The 21,000-nt window shown below is 71.6% G+C and carries 17 protein-coding genes; 11 read left to right on the top strand and 6 right to left on the bottom strand.

All coding sequences use genetic code 11. From position 1 onward, the window contains the following. Nucleotides 1–33: 33 nt before the first annotated feature. Nucleotides 34–1,080: an Rv2578c family radical SAM protein gene (locus tag ACFQ6X_RS25080; RefSeq protein ID WP_383184606.1), complete on the bottom strand. Its 1,047-nt coding sequence runs from the start codon at nucleotides 1,078–1,080 to the stop codon at nucleotides 34–36. A gap of 148 nt (nucleotides 1,081–1,228) precedes the next feature. On the opposite strand from ACFQ6X_RS25080, the gene ACFQ6X_RS25075 reads away from it, so the two are divergent. The 3 genes from ACFQ6X_RS25075 to ACFQ6X_RS25065 all read left to right on the top strand — a co-directional run bounded on the left by ACFQ6X_RS25075 (nucleotide 1,229) and on the right by ACFQ6X_RS25065 (nucleotide 5,050). Next, nucleotides 1,229–1,672: an SRPBCC family protein gene (locus ACFQ6X_RS25075; RefSeq protein WP_351171496.1), complete on the top strand. Its 444-nt coding sequence runs from the start codon at nucleotides 1,229–1,231 to the stop codon at nucleotides 1,670–1,672. A 200-nt stretch (nucleotides 1,673–1,872) separates the two neighbouring features. Next, nucleotides 1,873–4,290, top strand: coding sequence for an MFS transporter (locus tag ACFQ6X_RS25070; RefSeq protein WP_383184605.1), 2,418 nt, complete (start codon nucleotides 1,873–1,875; stop codon nucleotides 4,288–4,290). Nucleotides 4,291–4,318: 28 nt separating this feature from the next. Beyond that, complete coding sequence (locus ACFQ6X_RS25065; protein WP_383184604.1) at nucleotides 4,319–5,050, top strand: methyltransferase domain-containing protein; 732 nt, start codon at nucleotides 4,319–4,321, stop codon at nucleotides 5,048–5,050. Nucleotides 5,051–5,083: 33 nt separating this feature from the next. Here ACFQ6X_RS25065 and ACFQ6X_RS25060 read toward each other — a convergent pair whose 3' ends face one another. The 3 genes from ACFQ6X_RS25060 to ACFQ6X_RS25050 are packed head-to-tail and all read right to left on the bottom strand — an operon-like array spanning nucleotide 5,084 to nucleotide 8,726. Further along, the gene (locus ACFQ6X_RS25060) at nucleotides 5,084–6,181 is read right to left on the bottom strand and encodes an acyltransferase (protein WP_383184603.1); all 1,098 of its coding nucleotides are present in this window, start codon (nucleotides 6,179–6,181) and stop codon (nucleotides 5,084–5,086) included. Further along, nucleotides 6,181–8,421 (bottom strand): bifunctional polysaccharide deacetylase/glycosyltransferase family 2 protein, encoded by a 2,241-nt coding sequence (locus ACFQ6X_RS25055; RefSeq protein WP_383184602.1) that lies wholly within the window; start codon nucleotides 8,419–8,421, stop codon nucleotides 6,181–6,183. Before ACFQ6X_RS25055 ends, ACFQ6X_RS25060 begins: the two co-directional genes overlap by 1 nt. After that, nucleotides 8,421–8,726 (bottom strand): hypothetical protein, encoded by a 306-nt coding sequence (locus tag ACFQ6X_RS25050; RefSeq protein ID WP_383184601.1) that lies wholly within the window; start codon nucleotides 8,724–8,726, stop codon nucleotides 8,421–8,423. Before ACFQ6X_RS25050 ends, ACFQ6X_RS25055 begins: the two co-directional genes overlap by 1 nt. 394 nt (nucleotides 8,727–9,120) lie before the next feature. Here ACFQ6X_RS25050 and ACFQ6X_RS25045 point away from each other — a divergent pair, with 394 nt between their 5' ends. After that, entirely contained in the window at nucleotides 9,121–10,125 is a 1,005-nt protein-coding gene (locus ACFQ6X_RS25045) for a chitinase (protein WP_383184600.1), read from the top strand. Nucleotides 10,126–10,147: 22 nt separating this feature from the next. On the opposite strand, the gene ACFQ6X_RS25040 is transcribed toward ACFQ6X_RS25045, so the two are convergent. Further along, nucleotides 10,148–11,038, bottom strand: coding sequence for a LysR family transcriptional regulator (locus tag ACFQ6X_RS25040; RefSeq protein ID WP_329205813.1), 891 nt, complete (start codon nucleotides 11,036–11,038; stop codon nucleotides 10,148–10,150). 129 nt (nucleotides 11,039–11,167) lie between these two features. On the opposite strand from ACFQ6X_RS25040, the gene ACFQ6X_RS25035 reads away from it, so the two are divergent. Further along, on the top strand, nucleotides 11,168–12,169 hold the full coding sequence (locus ACFQ6X_RS25035) for an aldo/keto reductase (RefSeq protein WP_383184599.1): 1,002 nt from the start codon (nucleotides 11,168–11,170) through the stop codon (nucleotides 12,167–12,169). Nucleotides 12,170–12,212: 43 nt separating this feature from the next. On the opposite strand, the gene ACFQ6X_RS25030 is transcribed toward ACFQ6X_RS25035, so the two are convergent. Beyond that, nucleotides 12,213–13,295: a magnesium and cobalt transport protein CorA gene (locus tag ACFQ6X_RS25030; protein WP_383184598.1), complete on the bottom strand. Its 1,083-nt coding sequence runs from the start codon at nucleotides 13,293–13,295 to the stop codon at nucleotides 12,213–12,215. A 272-nt stretch (nucleotides 13,296–13,567) separates the two neighbouring features. Between ACFQ6X_RS25030 and ACFQ6X_RS25025 the strand changes: the two genes are divergently transcribed. The 6 genes from ACFQ6X_RS25025 (at nucleotide 13,568) to ACFQ6X_RS25000 (ending at nucleotide 20,977) form a co-directional block, all read left to right on the top strand. Continuing rightward, nucleotides 13,568–14,401, top strand: coding sequence for a M55 family metallopeptidase (locus ACFQ6X_RS25025; RefSeq protein WP_383184597.1), 834 nt, complete (start codon nucleotides 13,568–13,570; stop codon nucleotides 14,399–14,401). After that, nucleotides 14,394–15,737 carry a M20/M25/M40 family metallo-hydrolase gene (locus ACFQ6X_RS25020; RefSeq protein WP_383184596.1) on the top strand — a complete coding sequence of 448 codons (1,344 nt, stop codon included), beginning with the start codon at nucleotides 14,394–14,396 and terminating at the stop codon, nucleotides 15,735–15,737. The genes ACFQ6X_RS25025 and ACFQ6X_RS25020 overlap by 8 nt, the downstream gene beginning before the upstream one ends. Nucleotides 15,738–15,756: 19 nt before the next feature. After that, the gene (locus ACFQ6X_RS25015) at nucleotides 15,757–17,766 is read left to right on the top strand and encodes a S9 family peptidase (protein ID WP_383184595.1); all 2,010 of its coding nucleotides are present in this window, start codon (nucleotides 15,757–15,759) and stop codon (nucleotides 17,764–17,766) included. Continuing rightward, nucleotides 17,763–18,707, top strand: coding sequence for an LD-carboxypeptidase (locus ACFQ6X_RS25010; RefSeq protein ID WP_383184594.1), 945 nt, complete (start codon nucleotides 17,763–17,765; stop codon nucleotides 18,705–18,707). Before ACFQ6X_RS25015 ends, ACFQ6X_RS25010 begins: the two co-directional genes overlap by 4 nt. Nucleotides 18,708–18,835: 128 nt before the next feature. Then, the gene (locus tag ACFQ6X_RS25005) at nucleotides 18,836–20,623 is read left to right on the top strand and encodes a CocE/NonD family hydrolase (protein ID WP_383184593.1); all 1,788 of its coding nucleotides are present in this window, start codon (nucleotides 18,836–18,838) and stop codon (nucleotides 20,621–20,623) included. 114 nt (nucleotides 20,624–20,737) lie between these two features. Further along, complete coding sequence (locus ACFQ6X_RS25000; RefSeq protein WP_383184592.1) at nucleotides 20,738–20,977, top strand: DUF1049 domain-containing protein; 240 nt, start codon at nucleotides 20,738–20,740, stop codon at nucleotides 20,975–20,977. Nucleotides 20,978–21,000: the final 23 nt, after the last annotated feature.

Genomic DNA, 21,000 nt, shown 5'->3' with positions numbered 1-21,000 from the left:
AGTTGACCCGTTCGGGCAGGGGTGCGGGCGCGGTCAGAGCAGGGTGAGCTGGGTGGGGCCGCTCGCGGGGGCGTCGGGCAGGGGCACCGGCACCTCGGGTGCGGAGATCCGGCGGGTCTCGCCCCGGTGTGCGGGACCGATGCCGAACTCGGCCGCCAGTTCGTGCACCCTGCGGGTGATGCGGCGCTGGTACCAGGTCGGCGCGTACGCCCCGTCCGCGTACATCCGCTCGTACCGCCGCACCAGGTGCGGATGGTGCTCGCCCAGCCACTGCATGAACCACTCGCGCGCGCCGGGGCGCAGATGCAGCACGAGCGGGGTCACCGACGTGGCCCCGGCGGCGGCGATGGCGCGGACGGTGGTGCGCAGCTGATCGGGGCCGTCGCTCAGGAAGGGGATGACCGGCGCCATCAGCACACCGCAGCCGATGCCGTTGTCGGTCAGGGTGCGCACGACGTCCAGGCGGCGCTCGGGGGAGGGGGTGCCCGGCTCGACCGTGCGCCACAGAGAGGGGTCGGTGAAGCCGACCGATACGGAGATGCCGACCTCGGTGACCTCGGCCGCCTGCCGCAGCAGCTCCAGGTCTCGAAGGATCAGGGTGCCCTTCGTCAGGATCGAGAAGGGGTTCGCGTGATCACGCAGGGCAGTGATGATGCCCGGCATCAGCCGGTAGCGGCCCTCCGCCCGCTGGTAGCAGTCGACGTTGGTGCCCATCGCGATGTGCGCACCGTGCCACTGCCGTGAGGCGAGGTGACGGTTCAGCAGTTCGCCGGCGTTGATCTTGACGACGATCTGGGAGTCGAAACCGAGGCCGGTGTCCAGGTCCAGATAGCTGTGGGACTTGCGGGCGAAGCAGTACACGCAGGCGTGGGAGCAGCCCCGATAGGGGTTCACGGTCCATTCGAACGGCATGCGGGACGCCCCGGGCACCCGGTTCACGATCGAGCGGGCCCGGATCTCGTGGAAGGTGATCCCTCGGAATTCGGGGGTGTCGAAAGTGCGCGTGGTCACCGCGTCCGCGGCGAAGAGCGCGCCGTTCCCCGCCTTTGCGGTGTTCTCGGCCAGATTGTCCCAGCGCATGGACGCCTCCTTGGTAGCACTGCGCAGAGAATAGAACACTTGTTCCCTTGATCGTGCGCGGTGGGATCACGAGGCCCGATTTTGAGGGGCAGTACCGGAGGTGGTTGGCTCAGCTACACCCCGAACAACCGAGTGCTGAGGAGCAGGCATGGCGCAGGTCGAGGCCACGACGGAGCGGATCATCGCGGCGGACGCAGAGACTGTGTTCGATGCGCTGGCCGACTACAAGGAGGTCCGGGGCAAGGTGCTGACGGGCCACTTCAGCGAGTACGAGGTGCGTGAGGGCGGAGACGGCGAAGGCACCCTCGTGCACTGGAAGCTCCAGGCCACCAGCAAGCGGGTCCGCGACTGCCTGCTCGAGGTCACCGAGCCGACCGACGGGCAGCTGGTCGAGAAGGACCGCAACTCCTCCATGGTCACCACCTGGACCGTCACTCCGGCCGGTGAGGGCAGGTCCAGGGCCGTCGTCTCGACCGTCTGGGACGGTGCCGGCGGCATCGGCGGCTTCTTCGAGAGGACCTTCGCGCCGAAGGGCCTCGGCCGGATCTACGACGAGCTCCTGCAGAACCTCGCCACCGAGGTCGAGAAGTAGTCCGTCCGCCGACCCCGTCGGTTCCACAGCCGGCCTCACCGGAACGGGTGGTTTTCCGGGACGGCCGGTTGTGCGCCGTAGCGCCTCCCACCGGCGCATAAGCCCTCTGTGTGCGCCTCCCGTGCGCCCGGTCGCGTTTGCCCTGCCTTGCCGCCTGATGCGAGAAATGGGCGGCGCAGCAGCGACGAGGGGAGCGTCACGTGGTGGGTGGGATCACTCTGGTGAAGGACGAGCCGAGTGGCGCAGGAGGCGCCGCGGCCGCGCCACCCCCACCGCCCTCCGCAGTGCCCGAGGACATCAGCCCCCGCCGGGTCCGCCTCGTCTTTCTCGGGCTGATGCTCACCCTGCTGCTCGCGGCGCTCGACCAGATGATCGTGGCCACCGCCCTGCCGAAGATCGTCGGCGAGCTCCACGGCTTGGACAAGATGTCCTGGGCCGTCACGGCCTATCTGCTCGCCTCCACCATCGGCCTGCCGGTCTACGGAAAGCTCGGCGACCTCTTCGGCCGCAAGGGCGTCTTCCAGTTCGCGATCGTCGTCTTCGTCATCGGGTCCGCGCTCGCCGGCTGGTCGCGCACGATGGACGAACTCATCGCCTTCCGGGCCGTCCAGGGCATCGGCGGCGGCGGACTCATGATCGGCGTCCAGGCGATCATCGCCGACATCGTCCCGCCCAGGGAACGCGGCCGCTACATGGGCCTCATCGGGGCCGTCTTCGGCCTCGCGTCCGTCGCCGGACCCCTGCTCGGCGGCTTCTTCACCGACCACACCTCCTGGCGCTGGTGCTTCTACATCAACGTGCCGTTCGGCCTGGTCACCCTCGCCGTCATCGCCGTCGTACTGAAGCTGCCCAAGCCTGCCGTCCGCCCCCGCCTCGATGTGCTCGGGGCGCTGCTGCTCGCCGCCGCCTCGACCTGCCTGGTGCTGCTGACCAGTTGGGGCGGTACGGAGTACGCCTGGGGCTCGCGCACCGTCCTCGGGCTCGCCGCCGGTGCTGCCGGAACGGCTCTGCTCTTCCTCGCCGTCGAACACCGCGCGGCCGAACCCGTCATCCCCCTGCGGCTGTTCCGCGACTCGGTCTTCAACGTCACCGCGCTCGTGGGGGCCGTCATCGGGGTCGCGCTCTTCGGAGCCGCCAGCTACCTGCCGACGTACCTCCAGATGGTCGAGGGCGCGACCGCGACCGAGTCGGGCCTGCTGATGCTGCCCATGATGGGCGGCATCGTCGGCGCGTCCATCGTCTCCGGCCAGCTGATCTCCCGGACCGGTCGCTACCGGATCTACCCCCTCGTCGGCAGTGCGGTCTCGGCCGTCGGCATGTGGCTGCTCTCCCGGCTGGAGACCGGCACCTCGGCGGTCGAGTACGGCTTCGGGCAGGCCGTGCTGGGCATCGGGATCGGCCTGGTCATGCCGGTGCTCGTCCTCGCCGTGCAGAACTCCGTACGCCCCGCCGACCTCGGCAGCGCAACCAGCGCCAACAACTACTTCCGCCAGATCGGCGGCAGCGTCGGCGCGGCGATCTTCGGAACCCTGTTCGCGGGGCGGCTCGGGGACGCCCTCGGGGTGCGGCTCCCGGCCGGAGCAGACCTGCCCGACCCCGAGTCGATCACCCCGCAGCTGGTCCACGCCATGGAGCCCGCCCTGCGCGACGCCTACATCCAGGCGTACGCCGACGCGATGCCGCGGATCTTCCTCTACCTCGTGCCGGTGCTCCTGCTCGGCCTGTTCCTCGCCTTCTTCCTCAAGGAGAAACCCCTGGTGTCCCACCACAGCCCCGGCACGGCCGCCGACCCGTCCGCGACGCACTCCACGATCCCCGCCGCCCGCACCGATCCCGGCCCGCCCCCGGCCGGACGGCTGTCGGGCGTCCCGGTCTGCGGCAGCGTCCAGCACCCCGACGGTACGAAGGTGGGGCGCGCCGCCCTCACCCTCATCGACGTCCAGGGGCAGCAGATCGGGCGAGGCGCGAGCGGCGACGACGGGCGCTACGCGCTGAGCGCGCCCGGTGCCGGCTCCTACGTGCTGATCGCCGCGGCGGGCGGGCACCAGCCGCAGGCCGTCAGCGTCACCGTCGGCGAGCGGCCCGTGGAGCTCGATGTGGTGCTCGGCGGTGCGGGACGGCTCGCGGGCGCGGTCGTCACCCCGGACGGCGCCCCGGTCCGCGACGCGGCGGTGACGCTGACCGATGTGCGCGGCGAGGTCGTCGCGACCACCCGCACGGGGCGCGAAGGCAGCTACGTGATCGGCGAGCTGGTGGCCGGCGAGTACACCCTGGCGGCCAGCGCCCCCGCCTTCCGCCCCGCCGCCCTGCCGGTCAGCGTGCAGGCCGCGAGGGAGACCAGGCAGGACATCGAACTGGCAGGCGGAGCCGTGCTGCGCGGTGTCGTGCGGGCTCCCGGCGGGCGGGTCGTCGAGGACGCCAGAGTCACCCTGCTGGACGCGGCCGGCAATGTCGTCGACACGCTCGCCACCGGACCTGACGGAGCGTTCCGCTTCGTGGACCTGTCGACCGGTGAGTACACCGTGATCGCCGCCGGCTACCCGCCGGTCGCCACCGTGCTCCAGGTCCCCGGAGGCGGACGGACCGAACGCGATCTCCAGCTGGGGCACGAGGACTGAACAGCCCGCGACGGGGGAGTCAGTAGGCATGAACGTGTCGGAGGGGCATCGCGAGGCGTGGGAAGGCTTCTGGGCGGCCACGTCGGGCGCACCGGGTGAGGCGCTCTGGGACGCCGAGCCCTCCCTGGCCGCCCTGCCGCACAGCAGGCTGCTCCTGCCGTACGCCGACGCCTCGTTGCCCGTCGTCGACCTGGGCTGCGGCAACGGCACCCAGACCCGCGCTCTCGCCACCCTCTTCCCACGGGCGATCGGTGTGGACCTGTCGCATGCGGCGATCGGGCACGCACGCCGGGCGGACCCCGAAGGCGTTGCCGAGTTCGCCCGGCTCGACCTGGTCGACGGGGAGGCGGTGCGGGCGCTCCACGAAAGGATCGGCGATGCCAACGTCTACATGCGTGCGGTCATCCACCAGAGCGAGCCGGAGGCCAGGCCCGCCGTCGCCGCGGCCGTCGCGGAACTGGCGGGGGAGAAGGGGCGGGCGTTCGTGACCGAACCGACCCCGGCGGCCAAGGACGTGATCCGGCGGGCGGCGGCGGGCCCTGACGGGCCACCCCCGAAGCTGCGCCGCTCCCTCGACCCGCGGCTGAAGCCCGCGAGCGCCACGGCGGAGGAGGTGCCCGAACTCCTGCGGGCCGCGGGCCTGACCGTACTGGCAGACGGAGACACCATGCTCGCCCAGACCGAGTACCTGGCGGACGGCACCCGCATCGAACTGCCCGCCCGCTGGCTCGTCCTGGCCGGCGCGCCCCGGGCCGTCTGACACCGCGAGCGGCCGGGCCCGCACCCGGTGCGTTCACGGCAGCAGGCGCGGCCTCCTCTTCGCCGCGACGTCCTCGACCCAGCCGAAACACACCGCAGCGGCGGCTATGAGCACCCAGGCGACACCGAACTGCACCCACAGGCTGTCCAGCGGAAGATGCCGCTCCAGGGCCGGCACCTCCCACATCAGGTCGATCAGCGGCACGGCGGCCATCAGCGCCACCTCGTGCCAGAGGTAAACGGTCACGGCGCGCGCGTTGAACACGGTGACGAGCCGGTCCGCCACCGGATGGCGCGCGAGGGCGTCGAACCGGGGCCGGAAGCGCAGCAGAAGCAGCACGAACCCCGCCGACCACAGCGCCTGGGCGAGCGGAATGCCGTCCAGGTCGAACGAGCCGTCCACCCGGTGCCGCACCGCCCACCAGGCACCGGCCGCCATCAGCGGCAGCGCGGCGGCAGCCGCCCCCGCCCCGCGCAGCCGGTCCAGGACGCCCTCCCGGTGCGCGAAGCCCAGCAGCCAGCAGAACAGGAACACCGACAGGTCGCTGACCGCGCTGCCGAGCCGCCCCTCCGGCACGCCCGTCACCGTCTCCAGGACCACGACGGGCACGAGCGACAGCGCGAGCACGGGGAGCGGAGCCTTCCTGAAGACGCGCAGCAGAGCCGGCGACAGCAGCACGAACCACAGATAGGCGCGCAGGTACCAGAGCACCGCCCAGGCCTGCTCGCCCCACGCGTTGCCCGGCGGATCACCGAGCGGAAGCACCCAGTACAGGACATCCGGTCCGGGCACCCAGCCGTGGAGCAGCATCGCCACCCCGAGCACGAGGCCGAAGAACCACACCGGAATCAGCAGCCTGCGCAGCCGGCCGCGGATCACCCCCGCGGCGGGCCGCTCCAGCGAGCGGGCCATGAGCGAACCGGCCAGCGCGAACATCACGCCCATGGAAGGGAAGAGGAACCCCAGCCACGGCCACGCGAAGGTGTGGTACGCCACGACGCGTACGAGCGCCAAGGCCCGCAGCACGTCGAAGGAGCGGTCGCGGCCGGTTCCCGGCCCGGCCGCCGGTGGTGGTGGTGGTGGTGGTGGTGGTGGTGGTGCGAGCGTCGTCCTGCGGTGCGCACCCGCCATCACCCGGCCTCCGCACCCGGCCGGTGCGCGCCCACTTCACCGGTGCGCTTCAGCTTCTGCCAGCGCAGCCGGCCGCCCGTCGCGGCGGTCACGCACGAGTGGATCAGTACGAGGTACATCAACTGCCGGTACGCGAGCTGCTGGAGCGGCAGCATCAGCAGGTACCGGTACTTCTCCCGGTCGAGACGGAAGGCGTAGGCCGCACAGAACACCTGCACGCCCAGCACCACGAGCCATGCGAGCAGCGAGGCCCTGAAGTCCACGAAGACCATCGCGTAGAGCGTGAACACATCGATGAGCGGGGCGAAGACCGGCGTGACGATCTGGAAGAGGACGACCAGCGGCATGCCGACCCGGCCGAAGCGCCCGGACGGCCCCCGGTCGGTCACGGACCCGCGGTGCTTCCAGAGCGCCTGCATCGTGCCGTAGCTCCAGCGGTAGCGCTGACGCCACAACTGGCCCAGTGTCGCGGGTGCTTCGGTCCAGGCACGGGCGTGCTCGGCGTACACGACCCGCCAGCCCGCCCGGTGCAGGGCGATCGTGATGTCGGTGTCCTCGGCGAGCGTGTCCTCGCTCATCCCGCCGACCTCGAGGACGGCCGAGCGGCGGAACGCCCCGATCGCGCCGGGGATGGTGGGCATGCAGCGCAGCAGGTCGTACATCCTGCGGTCCAGGTTGAATCCCATCACGTACTCGATGTGCTGCCAGGCGCCGATCATCGTGGAGCGGTTGCCGACCTTCGCGTTGCCTGCGACGGCGCCGATCTCCGCGTCGGCGAAGGGCTGCACGAGCCGGTGCACCGTGTCCGGTTCGAAGACGGTGTCCCCGTCCATCATCACGACGATGTCGTAACGCGCCTGCCGCACACCGTTGTTCAGCGCCGCGGACTTGCCCGCGTTCTCCTGCCGTACGACCCGGACGTTCGGCAGGCCGAGCGACTCGACGATCTCGGCCGTGCCGTCGGTCGAACCGTCGTCGACGACCACGATCTCGATCGGATGCGTGCTCGCCGTGAGGGAGCCGATGGTGCTCGCGATGCACTCCTTCTCGTTGTACGCGGGAACGATCACGCTCACCGGCCCGGTCACCTCCGGACCCCAGGAGAACCGGCGCCGGTTGCGCCGGCGGTGGTGGCGCCGCGCGAGCAGGAGCATCAGGCCGAACCGGCCAAGGACGGCGAACCCGACGACCGCCAGCACCGCCGCCAGCCCGGGAACGGTCCATTCGGCGACCGCGACAGCCGCGAGCAGCGCACGGCCCTCCCAGCGCGTGGCCGTGTCCGCGGTGCGATGGGCGGCCTGTGCCAAGGAGGTGCCCTCGGGGCCCTGTGCTCCGGGGCCGGCAGGCACGTCATCCTGGGCCCGCTCCGCCTCGGCGGCCTGCTGCTGCGCGCCGCTGACGGTGGTGAAGGTGTAGCCCTTCGCCTTCATCTTCTTGATGTACTCCGGCAGCGCGGCCAGCGTCTCGGAGCGGTCGCCGCCGGAGTCGTGGAAGAGCACCGAAGCGCCCTTCCCGGCCTTCGGAGTCGCCCACTTGATGATCTTGGAGACCCCGGGCCGCTGCCAGTCCTCGCTGTCGGTGTCGATGAACACGCTGGTGTAGCCCATCGCGCCGAGCCGCTGGTAGACCGGCCAGCTGTAGTCGTCGATCGCCTCGTTCGTCGAGGAGTACGGCGCACGGAACAGCGTGGTCGTGATGCCCGCGGCGCCCGCCAGCGCGAGCTGCGTCTGGGCGATCTCCCGCTTGACCCGTGCCTCGCTCTGGTAGGAGAGGTCGACGTGGGTGAAGGTGTGGACGCCCACTTCGCTGCCGTCGTCGACCATCCTGCGCACCACGTCCGGATAGCGCGAGATCATCGAGCCGACGAGGAAGAAGGTGCCCGGGACGTCGTTGTCGTCCAGGACGTCGAGCACCTTGCCGGTCCACTCCGGGTCGGGGCCGTCGTCGAAGGTGAGCACGATGGTCTTGTCCGGTACGGACTGGGCTCGGGCGCTTCCGCCGGCGAAGCTCAGCAGCGGCCCGCCGTCCAGGACGCTGTCGGGCACGGTGTCCGCGGAGGCCCCGGAGCGCACCCGCTGGTCGTCGCCGACCTCGGCGCGGAGGTAGCCGTCGAGGAGCATGACGCAGACGAGCCCCAGGAGAAGCAGCAGAGCCATGATGACGCGCGGTTTCGGGACCGCCTGGCGCCGGACCCGGTCGATCGTGCCGGGGGTGGCATGGCGCCGTCGGGAGGCCGCCATCAGCCCGCCCCGCCGGACGGGGACGGGGTGCCGGACGGGGACGTCGTGCCGAACGGGTTCGGCGCGCCGCTCGGGGGCGCCCCGGAGCCGCCCGGTGCCGAACCGTACCCGGGCCGCATCCCGCCGCCCGGGCCCGCCTCCGCGGCCGGGCCGCCGTCGAAGGGCAGCAGCTGGGACGGGGTCAGCGAGATGCCCCCCACGAAGGCGAGCCCCAGCACGGCGGCGTAGCCGGCGCAGGTGATGCCCAGCAGCATGCCGGCGCGGCGCAGCAGCCGGGCCCGGCGGCCGGAACTGTCCACGAACACGGGTCCCTCCTGGGACCGTGCCGCCGAGCGGGGCCGCCCTGCGTGTGCCCGGCGCCGGCCACGCGGTGCCGGGTCTTTCTCGATGACGGGGTCGGATTGCATGTGCGCATGGTGGCGAACCCCGTTGTGCGAAACCTGGAGCTTTGCTGGCCGTCCGCTGTGAAAGGGGGCCGAACCTGTCGGGCCACTGAGAGTGCGGCCGACGCCCTCGGCGCTCCTGGCCCGGCACCGACCGCCGCTGAACGGCGAGTTGACGGAAATCGGGTCCACCGTCCGGCCCCGCCCATGAGTTGGCTGTGTCTTCGCACGGACCCGCGATGTGAGAGGTTCGTGGTGTCCCGGCACCATCGGCTGCCGTTTCCGGACGCGACTTCCGAGAACAGGTGCACACATGATGCAAAGGCGCACACGCGTTTCCTCCGCCCTCGCCGGGCTGGTCGCACTGGGCCTCGCCTGTTCGGCCTGCGCGACCGGAACCGCGGCCGACCAGACCAAGGGGTCGGCCCCCTCCCCGCGCAGCGCACCGCAGACCGCCTACACCCCGTACGTGAGCGCCACGACCCCCGCCGACACCGATACCGCCGTCATCGCCGACACGTACAACCTGGCCTTCGTCACCGCCGACGGCTCCGGCTGCACACCCGTCTGGGGCGGAACCGAACCCGCCGCCAGTGAGGCGGTCGTGGCGCGGGTGGCCGCCCTGACCGCCACCGGGGCGGAAATCCGGGTCTCCTTCGGCGGTGCCGCGGGCACCGAGACGGCACTGGCCTGCGACAGTGCGGAGGAACTGGCCGACGCCTACGCCGAGGCGCTCGACGCGGTCGGTGCCACCGAGGCCGACTTCGACATCGAGGGCGACGCGCTGACCGACCGCGCCTCGGTCACCCGCCGCAACGAGGCCCTGGCCCTCCTCCAGAAGGAGCGCGACCTCGACATCACGTACACGCTCCCCGTGATGCCCGACGGACTCGAGGACAGCGGGCTCGCCCTCGTCGAGGACGCGGCCGACCGGGGCGTCCGGCTCTCCGCGGTCAACATCATGGCCATGAACTACAGCTCGTCCCACCGCGGCGACATGGGCGACTACGCGGAGCAGGCCGCGGCGGCGGCCCACGACCAGCTCGTGGACGTACTCGGGCTGTCGCAGGACGCGGCGTGGCAGGCACTCCACCTCACCGTGATGATCGGCGTCAACGACGTGGCGGGGGAGACCTTCACCCTCGCCGACGCCGCTTCCCTGCGCGGCTTCGCCACCCGGAAGGGGGTCGGCGCGCTCTCCATGTGGGCGGCCTTCCGCGACCGGCCGTGCGCCGACGGCGAGGACACGACGGTGGCCGACGACACCTGCAGCGGGGTCGATCAGGAGCCGGGAGCGTTCGCCGAAGCCCTGAGCGGCTGAGCGGCCCGGTCGAACGCCGGGCTCAGCGCAGCGGGTCCTCCCGGACCAGCGACATCAGCGCCTTGGCCCCCGGGCTCATGGCCCGGGCCGGCGGGAGCAGCACGACGCTCTCGTAGACCGGCCGGTGCGCACCGTCGAGCTCCACCACCACGAGCCCCCGCGCCTCCTGCTTGCGGGAGAAGTGGTGCGGCACCACCGCGATGCCGAGACCCTCATGGACCAGCTCCAGCAGGCTGTGCACGTCGTTGACCTCGAGCGCCACCGTGCGGCGCACCCCCGCCGCGGCGAACGCCTCGTCCGCCGCGCGGCGCGGGCCCCAGTCCGGATGGAAGTCGATGAACGACTCGCCGTGCAGCCCGGTCCAGGCCACCCGGGGCTCCTCCGCGAGACGGTGACCGGGGGCGCACAGGACGACCATGGGCTCCCGCGCCAGCGGCATCAGCTCGCCCGGCCACTCCAGCGGGCTGACGGTGGCGGCGAACGCGAGGTCCAGGCGCCCGCCGGCCACCCCCTCCAGCAGGCTGGAGGTACCTTCCTGCCGCAGCCGGATCTCCATGTGCGGATGGTCCCGGTGGAAGGCCGCGAGCAGCCGGGCCGGGCTGACCCCGGCCACGCACTGCTCGACCCCCAGCGTCAGTGTGCCGCGCAGCAGCCCACGCACGGCGTCGACGGCGTCTCGCGCCGCCCGCGCCCCCGCCAGCGTGCGCTCCGCCTCCACGAGCAGCGCCTGACCGGCCTCGGTGAGCCGCACCGTGCGCGTCGTACGGCTGAACAGAGGGGTCTTCAGCTCGTGCTCCAGCGCCCGGACGGACGCGGACAGCCCGGACTGGGACACGGCGAGGCGTTCGGCCGCGCGGGTGAAGTGCTGCTCCTCCGCGACGGCCACGAAGTGCTCCAGCTGACGCAGTTCCATGATTGAGCAATCTAGTCGATGAATCCCAGCGGAATCTCCTGTTGGACCGCTGGATCGTTCTCCGCCAGTCTGGACGCTGCGCACCAGACCTGGCGCGCTCCCCCCGGACCTCTCCCGTGGAGTGCTCGCATGTACCTTCCGTCCGCCGACCGCTACACCGCCATGCCCTACCGGCGCACCGGACGCAGCGGCCTGCTGCTTCCCGCGCTGTCGCTCGGGCTCTGGCACAACTTCGGAGGCGACCGGACCCCGGAGAGTCAGGGCGAGATCCTCCGCAGGGCGTTCGACCTGGGCATCACCCACTTCGACCTCGCCAACAACTACGGCCCGCCCCCCGGCTCCGCCGAGATCGCGATGGGCCGCGCCCTGAAGACGGACTTCGCCCGTCTCCGGGACGAGATCGTCATCTCCACCAAGGCCGGCTACCACATGTGGGACGGCCCGTACGGCGAGTGGGGGTCCGCCAAGTACCTGCGCTCCTCGCTGGACCAGAGCCTGACCCGGCTCGGCATCGAGTACGTCGACATCTTCTACTCGCACCGCTTCGACCCCGACACCCCGCTCGAGGAGACGATGCGGGCGCTCGACACCGCGGTCCGCCAGGGCAAGGCGCTGTACGCCGGCATCTCCAACTACTCCGCCGAGCAGACCCGCGAGGCCGCCCGGATCCTGAACGACCTGGGTACCCCGCTCCTCATCCACCAGCCCCGCTACTCGATGCTGGACCGCTGGGTGGAGGACGGGCTGCTGGACGCCCTGGACGAGCTCGGCACCGGCTCCATCGCCTACTCGCCGCTGGAGCAGGGCATCCTCTCCGACCGCTATCTGCGGGGCATTCCGGAGGGCTCGCGCGCGGCGGGTACCAGCCCCTTCCTGTCGGCCGACTCCGTCACCCCCGAGCTGGTGAGCCGGCTGGGCGCGCTGAACGAGCTGGCGCGGGAGCGCGGGCAGTCCCTGGCCCAGCTGGCGCTGGCCTGGGTGCTGCGCGGCGGCCGGGTCACCTCCGCCGTCGTCGGCGCGAGCAGCGTCGCCCAGCTGGAGAACAGCGTGGCGACGGTCCGCAACCTGGAGTTCGGCGAGGACGAGCTCGCCCGCATCGACGAGCTCGTCAAGGGCACGGTCCGGCCCTGACGGCCCGCCGCCCCGACGGCCGGCGCACCGGCGGCCCGACGGGTCAGAGCCAGCCGTTGCGCCGGAAGCCGCGGTGGATGACGAAACAGGCGACGGCCATCACACCTACGACGAACGGGTAGCCGTAGGTCCAGTGCAGTTCCGGCATGTGGTCGAAGTTCATGCCGTACACCCCGCACACCATGGTGGGAACGGCGATGACGGCCGCCCATGCGGTGATCTTGCGCATGTCCTCGTTCTGGGCGACGGTCACCTGCGCGAGATGGGCCTGCAGCACGGAGTCGAGCAGAGCGTCGAACGCGGCGATCTGCTCGGCCGTGCGGGCCAGGTGCCCTGCGACATCGCGGAAGTAGGGCTGGAAGTCCGGCCCCACCGGCTCCATCGTGCGGCTCGCCAGGGCCTGCAGGGGCCGGTCCAGCGGGGACACCGCCCGCTTGAACTCCAGCAGCTCACGCTTCAGCTGGTAGATGCGGCCCGCGTCGCCCCGGCCGGCGTGCTCGCTGAAGACGGCGGTCTCCACGGCGTCGATGTCGTTCTGCATGGACTCGGCCACGCCGAGGTAGGCGTCGACCACATGGTCGGCTATCGCGTGCAGCACGGCTGCGGGGCCCTTCGCCAGCTGCTCCGGCGCGGACTCCAGGCCCTCGCGCAGCGGTCCGAGCGAGCCGTGGCTGCCGTGCCGGACGGTGATCACGAAGTCGGTACCGGTGAAGACCATGATCTCCCCGGTGTCCACCACCTCGCTGGTCGCGGTGAGTTCCTCGTGCTCGACGTAACGGCACGTCTTGAACACGGCGAACAGCGTCTCGTCGTACCGCTCGACCTTGGGCTGCTGATGGGCGTGCACCGCGTCCTCGACGGCCAGCGGATGCAGCGCGAACAGTTCGGCGACACCGGCGAACTCTGCCGCGGTCGGCTCGTGGAGCCCGAGCCAGACGAAGCCCCGGCCGGAGGCGCGGACCCGTCGCAGGGCCTCGTCCGCCGGGCAGTCGAACGGATGCCGCACCCCGTCCTCGTACAGCACGCAGTTGACCACCGCGCTGCCGAGCGGCGAGCGCGCGGGGTGGCTCAGGTCCACCTTGCTGCGGTAGGCACGGCGTACCACGCGGCGGAGGCTGCGGATCATCGTCACGGGGGCTCCTTCGCACGATCGGCGGCCAGTGTGCCACCGACGCGGGACCGTCCGGCCGCCGCCCCCGGCATCACCGGACTGGACCAGTGACAGATGCTGACGGCTCTGGTCCGGTGCCCTTGCGGCGCGTACCGTAATGCGGCACGAAGATCTTCTTCCCGGGGGCGGGCAGGGGATATCCGTCAGCCCTGCGGGTACCGATGTCGCACGACCGATGCGGTAGCCGTTCGACCGCACCCGACCGACCAGCGACAGGACCGTGCACCGTGAAGATCCTCGTCAGCGCCGACATGGAGGGCGCCACCGGCGTGACCTGGCCGGCCGACGTGCTGCCAGGCACCCCGCAGTGGGAGAGGTGCCGTTCCCTGTTCACCTCCGATGTGAACGCGGCGGCTCTCGGCTTCTACGACGGGGGCGCCGACGAGGTGCTCGTCAACGAGGCCCACTGGTCGATGCGCAACCTCCTCCTGGAGCGGCTCGACGACCGCGTCCAGATGCTCACCGGCAGGCACAAGTCCCTCTCCATGGTCGAGGGCATCCAGCACGGGGACGTCGACGCCATCGCGTTCGTCGGCTACCACACCGGTGCGGGCACGGAGGGCGTGCTCGCGCACACCTACCTCGCCAACTCCATCACCGGGGTCTGGCTGAACGGTGTCCGCGCCAGCGAGGGCCTGCTCAACGCCCATGTGGCGGCGGAGTACGGTGTCCCCGTCATCCTGGTCACCGGCGACGACCTGACCTGCAAGGACGCAGAGCTGTACGCCCCCGACGCCCGCAAGGTCGCGGTGAAGGACCATGTCTCGCGGTACGCCGCCGTGTGCCGCACCCCTGCCCGTACCGCCGCCGACATCAGGGCGGCGGCCAAGGACGCGACCGCCCTCGCGGTGCGCCACGCCCCGGTGACCGGGGGCTCCTACACGGTGGAGCTCGAATTCGACGCCGCGCATCTGGCGGCGGCAGCGACCGTGGTCCCCGGCGTGGCGCCCAGTGGCGAGCGGCGCGTCGCCTATACCAGCGGGACGATGTACGAAGGTATTCGCACGTTCAAGGCGGTGACGACGATCGTGTCGTCCGCCGTGGAGGAACAGTATGGCTGAGACGACCGACCCGCCCGGAGCTGTCGACGACCTGGCGCTCGACGAATCCGTGACGTTCACCTCCGAACTGATCCGGATCGACACCACCAACCGCGGCGACGGCAGCTGCCGGGAGCGCCCGGCCGCCGAGTACGTCGCCGAACGGCTGGCCGCCGCCGGACTGGAACCGACGCTGCTCGAGCGCACGCCCGGACGGACGAACGTGGTCGCCCGGATCGAGGGCACCGACCCGTCCGCCGACGCACTCCTCGTGCACGGGCACCTCGACGTGGTGCCCGCCGAGGCCGCCGACTGGACCGTGCACCCGTTCTCGGGCGAGGTGCGCGACGGGGTCGTATGGGGACGCGGCGCCGTCGACATGAAGAACATGGACGCGATGGTCCTCGCCGTCGTCCGGGCCTGGGCGCGCGCGGGTGTCCGCCCGCGCAGGGACATCGTCATCGCCTACACGGCCGACGAGGAGGCCAGCGCCGACGACGGTTCCGGTTTCCTCGCCGACCGGCACCCGGAGCTCTTCGAGGGCTGCACGGAAGGCATCAGCGAATCCGGGGCATTCACCTTCCACGCCGGACCCGGCATGTCGCTCTACCCGATCGCGGCGGGCGAGCGGGGTACGGGCTGGCTGAAGCTGACCGCCGAGGGCAAGGCGGGACACGGCTCCAAGGTCAACAGGGCCAACGCCGTCAGCGCGCTCGCCGCCGCCGTCGCCCGGATCGGAGAGCACGAGTGGCCGGTGCGGCTGACCCCGACCGTGCGGGCCGCCCTCACCGAGATCGCCGCGCTCCACCACATCCCTGTCGACCTCGACGCGCCCGGATTCGATGTGGACGAGCTGCTGGGCAAGCTCGGCCCGGCCGCCGCGCTGGTCGAGGCGACCGTCCGCAACAGCACCAACCCGACGATGCTGGAAGCCGGTTACAAGGTCAACGTGATCCCGGGCCGGGCCACCGCCCTGGTCGACGGCCGCATGGTGCCGGGCGGCGAGGACGAGTTCGTCGAGACCCTCGACCGGCTGACCGGACCCGGTGTCGACTGGGAGTTCCACCACCGTGAGGTGGCGCTTCAAGCACCGGTCGACTCACCGACGTACGCGAAGATGCGTGCCGCCGTCGAACTGTTCGACCCGGGCGCCCATGCCGTCCCGTACTGCATGTCGGGCGGAACGGACGCCAAGCAGTTCTCCCGGCTCGGCATCACCGGCTACGGGTTCTCCCCGCTGAAGCTGCCCGTCGGCTTCGACTACCAGGCCCTGTTCCACGGTGTCGACGAGCGGGTCCCCGTCGACGCCCTGCACTTCGGCGTACGGGTCCTGGACCACTTCCTGCGCACCGCCTGACGACTACGGGGGAACGACCATGGTGTCCACAGCGGCGTACGGCACATGGCCGTCACCGATCGACGCGGCACTGGCCGCCTCGCACGACGGCCGGCCCGAGTTCGTCGGCGACGTCGGCGACGAGGTGTGGTGGACGGAACCGCGCCCGTCGGAAGGGGGCCGGCGCGCCCTCGTACGCCGCCGGGCCGACGGCACCACCGCCTCCGTCCTGCCCGCCCCGTGGAACGCCCGCAGCCGCGTCATCGAGTACGGCGGCCGGCCGTGGGCCGGGGCGCCGCGCGAGGAGGGCGGCCCCCTGGTCGTCTTCGTCCACCACCCCGACCAGCGGCTGTACGCCTACGCCCCCGACGGGCCCGACGGGCCCTGGCCGCTCAGCCCCGTGTCGGACATCGGCGGCGGGCTGCGCTGGGTCGACCCCCAGCTGCACCTCGACCGCGGCACGCACGGCGAAGTCTGGTGCGTGCTGGAGGAGTTCACCGGCGAGTCGCCCACCGACGTCCGCAGGGTGATCGCCGCCGTGCCCCTGGACGGCTCGGCGGCCGGTGACCGGAGCGCCGTACGGGAACTCAGCGGCGACCGGCACCGGTTCGTCACCGGGCCGAAGCTCTCCTTCGACGGCCGCAGGGCTGCCTGGATCGCCTGGGACCACCCGCAGATGCCGTGGGACGGCACGGTCGTGATGGTCGCCGAGGTCACCGAGGACGGCTCCTTCACCGGCGAACGGCCGATGGTCGGCGACATCGACGAATCGGTCGTGCAGGTGGAGTGGGACCGGGACGGCTCGCTGCTCTTCGTGTCGGACGTCGGCGGCTGGTGGGAGCTCCAGCGGATCCGGCCGGACGCCGTGGCGGGTGCCGTCGTGCCCAGCAGCCGGCTCTGCTCCGGCCGGGGCGAGGAGTTCGGCGGGCCGCTGTGGAAGATCGGCCTGCACTGGTTCCGGCTGCTGGACAGCGGGCTGATCGCCGTCATCCACGGCCGGGGCACCACCCGGCTCGGAGTGCTCGACCCGGAGACCGGTGAGCTCGTCGACGTCGCGGGGCCCTGGACCGCGTGGGCCGAGACGCTCGCCGTGCAGGACACCCGGGTCATCGGCATCGCCGCGAGCCCCCACAGCTCCTACGAGGTGGTGGAGCTGGACACCGCGACGGGCCACACCCGGACCATCGGCCCGCCCCACCAGGACGCCGTCGACCCCGCGTACTACCCCGAGCCGCAGATCCGCACCTTCACCGGACCGGGCGGCCGCGAGATCCACGCCCACGTCCACCCACCGCGCCACCCCGCAGTCACCGGCCCCCGTGACGAGCTGCCGCCCTACGTGATCTGGGCGCACGGCGGTCCCACCGGACGTGACCCGGTCGCACTCGACCTGGAGATCGCCTACTTCACCTCACGCGGCATCGGCGTCGCCGAGGTCAACTACGGCGGCTCCACCGGCTACGGCCGGCTCTACCGCGAACGCCTCCGCGAACAGTGGGGTGTGGTCGACGTGGAGGACTGCGCCGCCGTCGCCCTGGGGCTGGCCGAGGAGGGCTCGGCCGACCGCGAACGGCTGGCCATCAGGGGCGGCAGCGCCGGTGGCTGGACCGCCGCCGCGTCCCTCACCGGCACCGACGTGTACGCCTGCGGGGCGATCATCTACCCCATCCTCGATCTGGAGGGCTGGGCGACCGGTGAGACGCACGACTTCGAGTCGCGGTACCTCGAGTCGCTCGTGGGCCCGTTGGCCGAGGTGCCCGAGCGCTACCGCGAGCGCTCACCCATCAACCGCACGGACCGGCTCACCGTTCCCTTCGTGCTGCTCCAGGGACTCGACGACCCGATCTGCCCACCGGTCCAGTGCGAACGGTTCCTCGCGGCCCTCGAGGGCCGTGGCGTTCCCCACGCGTACATCACGTTCGAGGGGGAGAGCCACGGATTCCGCCGAGCGGACACCGTGCGCCGGGCCCTGGAGGCCGAACTCTCCCTCTATGCGCAGACGTTCGGCATCGACCGCACCGACATCCCCCGTCTGGAGCTGAAGAAGTGACCCTGCAGCCCCTCACCCGGCCGGCCCGGCTGCGCCCCGGCGCCCGGGTCGCGATCGTGGCACCCAGCGGTTCCGTGCCGGCCGAGCGCCTCGAGACGGGTCTCGACCTGCTGCGCGGCTGGGACCTGGACCCCGTGGTCGCACCCCATGTCCTGGATGTGCACCCGGAGTTGGACTACCTCGCCGGTACGGACGAGGACCGCGCCCGGGATCTGCAGGAGGCGTGGTGCGACCCGTCCGTGGACGCGGTGCTGTGCGCCCGCGGCGGATACGGCGTCCACCGCATGGTCGATCTCCTCGACTGGCCCGCGTTGCGGGAGGCCGGGCCCAAGGCGTTCGTCGGCTACAGCGACGTCACCGTGCTGCACGAGGCATTCGCCCTGCGGGCGGGATTCTCGACCCTGCACGGACCGATGATCGCCACCGAGGTCTTCCTCAAGGACGCCGCCACCCAGGAGTCGCTGCGCTCCACCCTGTTCGAGCCCGAGTCGGTGCGCACGCTCGGACTGGGCACGGCGGCCGCGCTGGTTCCGGGGCGGGCCCGGGGGGTCACGTACGGCGGCTGTTCGAGCCTGCTCGCGGCCGACGTGGGGACCCCGCAGGCCCGGACCTCCGCCCGGGGCGGCCTGCTCATGCTCGAGGACATCACGGAGGACCCGTACCGGCTCGACGGCATCCTCACCCGGCTGCTGCGCATGGGAGCACTCGACGGCATATCCGGGGTGGCGTGCGGCTCCTGGGAGAGTTGCGGACCGTACGAGCAGGTCCGGGCCGTGCTCGACGACCGGCTGGGCGGACTCGGGATACCCGTCGTCGAGGAGCTGGGCTTCGGTCACTGCGCCGCGGCGCTGACGATCCCGCTCGGTGTGCCCGCGGTGCTGGAGGCGCCGGCCGACGGCGGTCGCTGCACGCTCACCACCGAGGTGCCGGCCCTGGTGTGAAGGGCCGTACCACGCAGATTTCCTGAATATCTGTCATGAATCCGCGGTCCGGTGCGTTGACAGCGGTATGACGGGTGTCACAGCATGGGCCCGGCTCGGTACTTACCGGTCGGTAAGGTGTCCTCGGTGTGGAGGTCCATGTGTCGCGCGCTGTCCCCAGGTTCCGCAGTCCACTCACCTTCCTCGCCGGGGCGGCGCTCATCGCCCCCCTCGCCCTGCTCGGCGCCGGTCCGGCATCGGCCGCATCCGAATTCACCGTGACCCCACTGGAGTTCACCGTGCGCGCGGGCGACCGCTCCTGCACCGTGGACGCCGACCTCTACCGGCCCGCCGGTGTCGACGCGGAGCATCCCGCCCCCGCGGTTCTCGCGACCAACGGCTTCGGCGGCAGCAAGTCCGACGGCTCCACCGACGCCATCGGCAAGGCCTTCGCCTCCCGCGGCTACGTCGGACTCGTCTACTCAGGACTGGGCTTCGGCGAGTCCGGCTGCCTCATCACGCTCGACGACCCGGCCGTCGACGGAAAGGCTGCGTCCGGGCTCATCGACTTCCTCGCCGGGACACGGGCCGCCGACGACGGCACCAGGGCCGACTACGTCACGGGCGACGGCCCGGGCGACCCGCGGGTCGGCATGATCGGCGGCTCGTACGGCGGGGCCGTCCAGCTGGCCACCGCGTCCGCCGACCACCGGGTCGACGCACTCGTTCCGCTGATCACCTGGAACGACCTGGCGTACGCACTCGCCCCCAACGCCACCGGAGCCGGCCGGGGCGTCTCCTCCGACACCCCCGGTGTCTTCAAGTGGCAGTGGACCAACGGCTTCTACCTGATGGGCGAGGCCCAGCCGCTCCTGGTCCCGAGCCTCGACCCGTCGCGCTTCGGCAACCTCACCTGCCTCCACTTCGCCCCGCAGGCCTGCGACACCATCCGCCTCCTGAACTCCGGCCGCTACCCGGCAGCCGAGGCCGACGCCATGCTGGACTACGCCCGCAGCGTCTCACCGGCCTCCTACCTGCCGGGCGTCACCGCACCCACCCTGCTCGTCCAGGGCCAGGCCGACAGCCTGTTCAACCTCAACGAGGCGACCGCCACCTACCGGACGCTCGCGGCGCAGGGCACGACGACGAAGATGATCTGGCAGGCCTGGGGCCACAGCGGAGGTGAGGTGCCCGGCGAACTCGACCTCGCGGAAGGCAATCTGGAGACCAGCTACGTCGGACAGCGGATCCTCGCCTGGTTCGACCGCTACCTCCAGCACGAGGAGGACTCCGACACCGGGCCCGCGTTCGCCTACTACCGCGACTGGACGAGCGGCTACGGAACCGCGGCCGCCGTCCCCGCCCTCTCGCGGAACATGTACCTCTCCGGCGACGGCACCCTGGCCGGCAGCCGTGCGCAGGTCACCCGGGGCAGCCGCCAGTACACGAACTGGCTCCTGCCCACCAGCCACTCCGAGAGCTCGCTGGCGGGCCTGATCGGGATCGGCGACCCGGCACCGTACGACACCAAGGGCACCTACCTCGGCTGGACCAGCGCCCCGCTCACCTCCGCGGTGGATGTCGTCGGAGCGCCGAAGGCCACCCTGAAGGTCGTCTCACCGAAGACGGAGCGGGTCCAGAACAGCGGGGACGCCGCGGACAAGCTGGTCCTCTTCGCGAAGGTGTACGACGTGGCGCCCGACGGCAGCAAGAAGCTGGTCAACCGTCTGGTCGCGCCGGTACGCGTCCCGGACGTCACACGCCCCTTCACCGTGGAGCTGCCGGGCATCGTCCACCGGTTCGAGCCGGGGCACCGGCTGCGGTTCGTCATCGCGGCGAGCGACACGGCGTACTTCGGCAACCGGGGCATCAAGCCGGTCACCGTCGTCAGCACCCCGCAGGACACCGGGGTCCTGGAGCTCCCCGTGGTCGGCTGACCGTCACCCGAACGGCCGCGCTCCACTGCCCCCGGGCCCCCGCACGGAGAGATCCTGGGGTCCGGGGACCGCCGTTCCTGGTACCGGAGCCAGGACCCAGCGAAAGGGCCGCCCATGAGCCCCAAGGACGTCACCACAGGCAGCTCGGGCGCGTTCAGCCCCGCCCGGATCGCCGTCACCGTCCTGGCGGTCCTCGCGATCATCTTCATCTGCGTCAACACCGCCGAGGTCACCATCCGCGTGATCATCCCGAAGGTCACCATGCCGCTCTGGGCCGCGCTGCTGGGAGTGTTCGTGGCGGGACTGCTCTGCGGGGGCTATGTGATGTACCGGCGCGGGCGGGTGGCCAAGTAGGCCCTGCCGACCCGGCTTGCGGC

The organism is Streptomyces sp. NPDC056452, from assembly GCF_042796085.1.
Taxonomy (GTDB): Bacteria; Actinomycetota; Actinomycetes; order Streptomycetales; family Streptomycetaceae; genus Streptomyces.
Note: the sequence above shows the minus strand (reverse complement) of the source record. Positions and strands in the feature narration are given on the sequence as shown.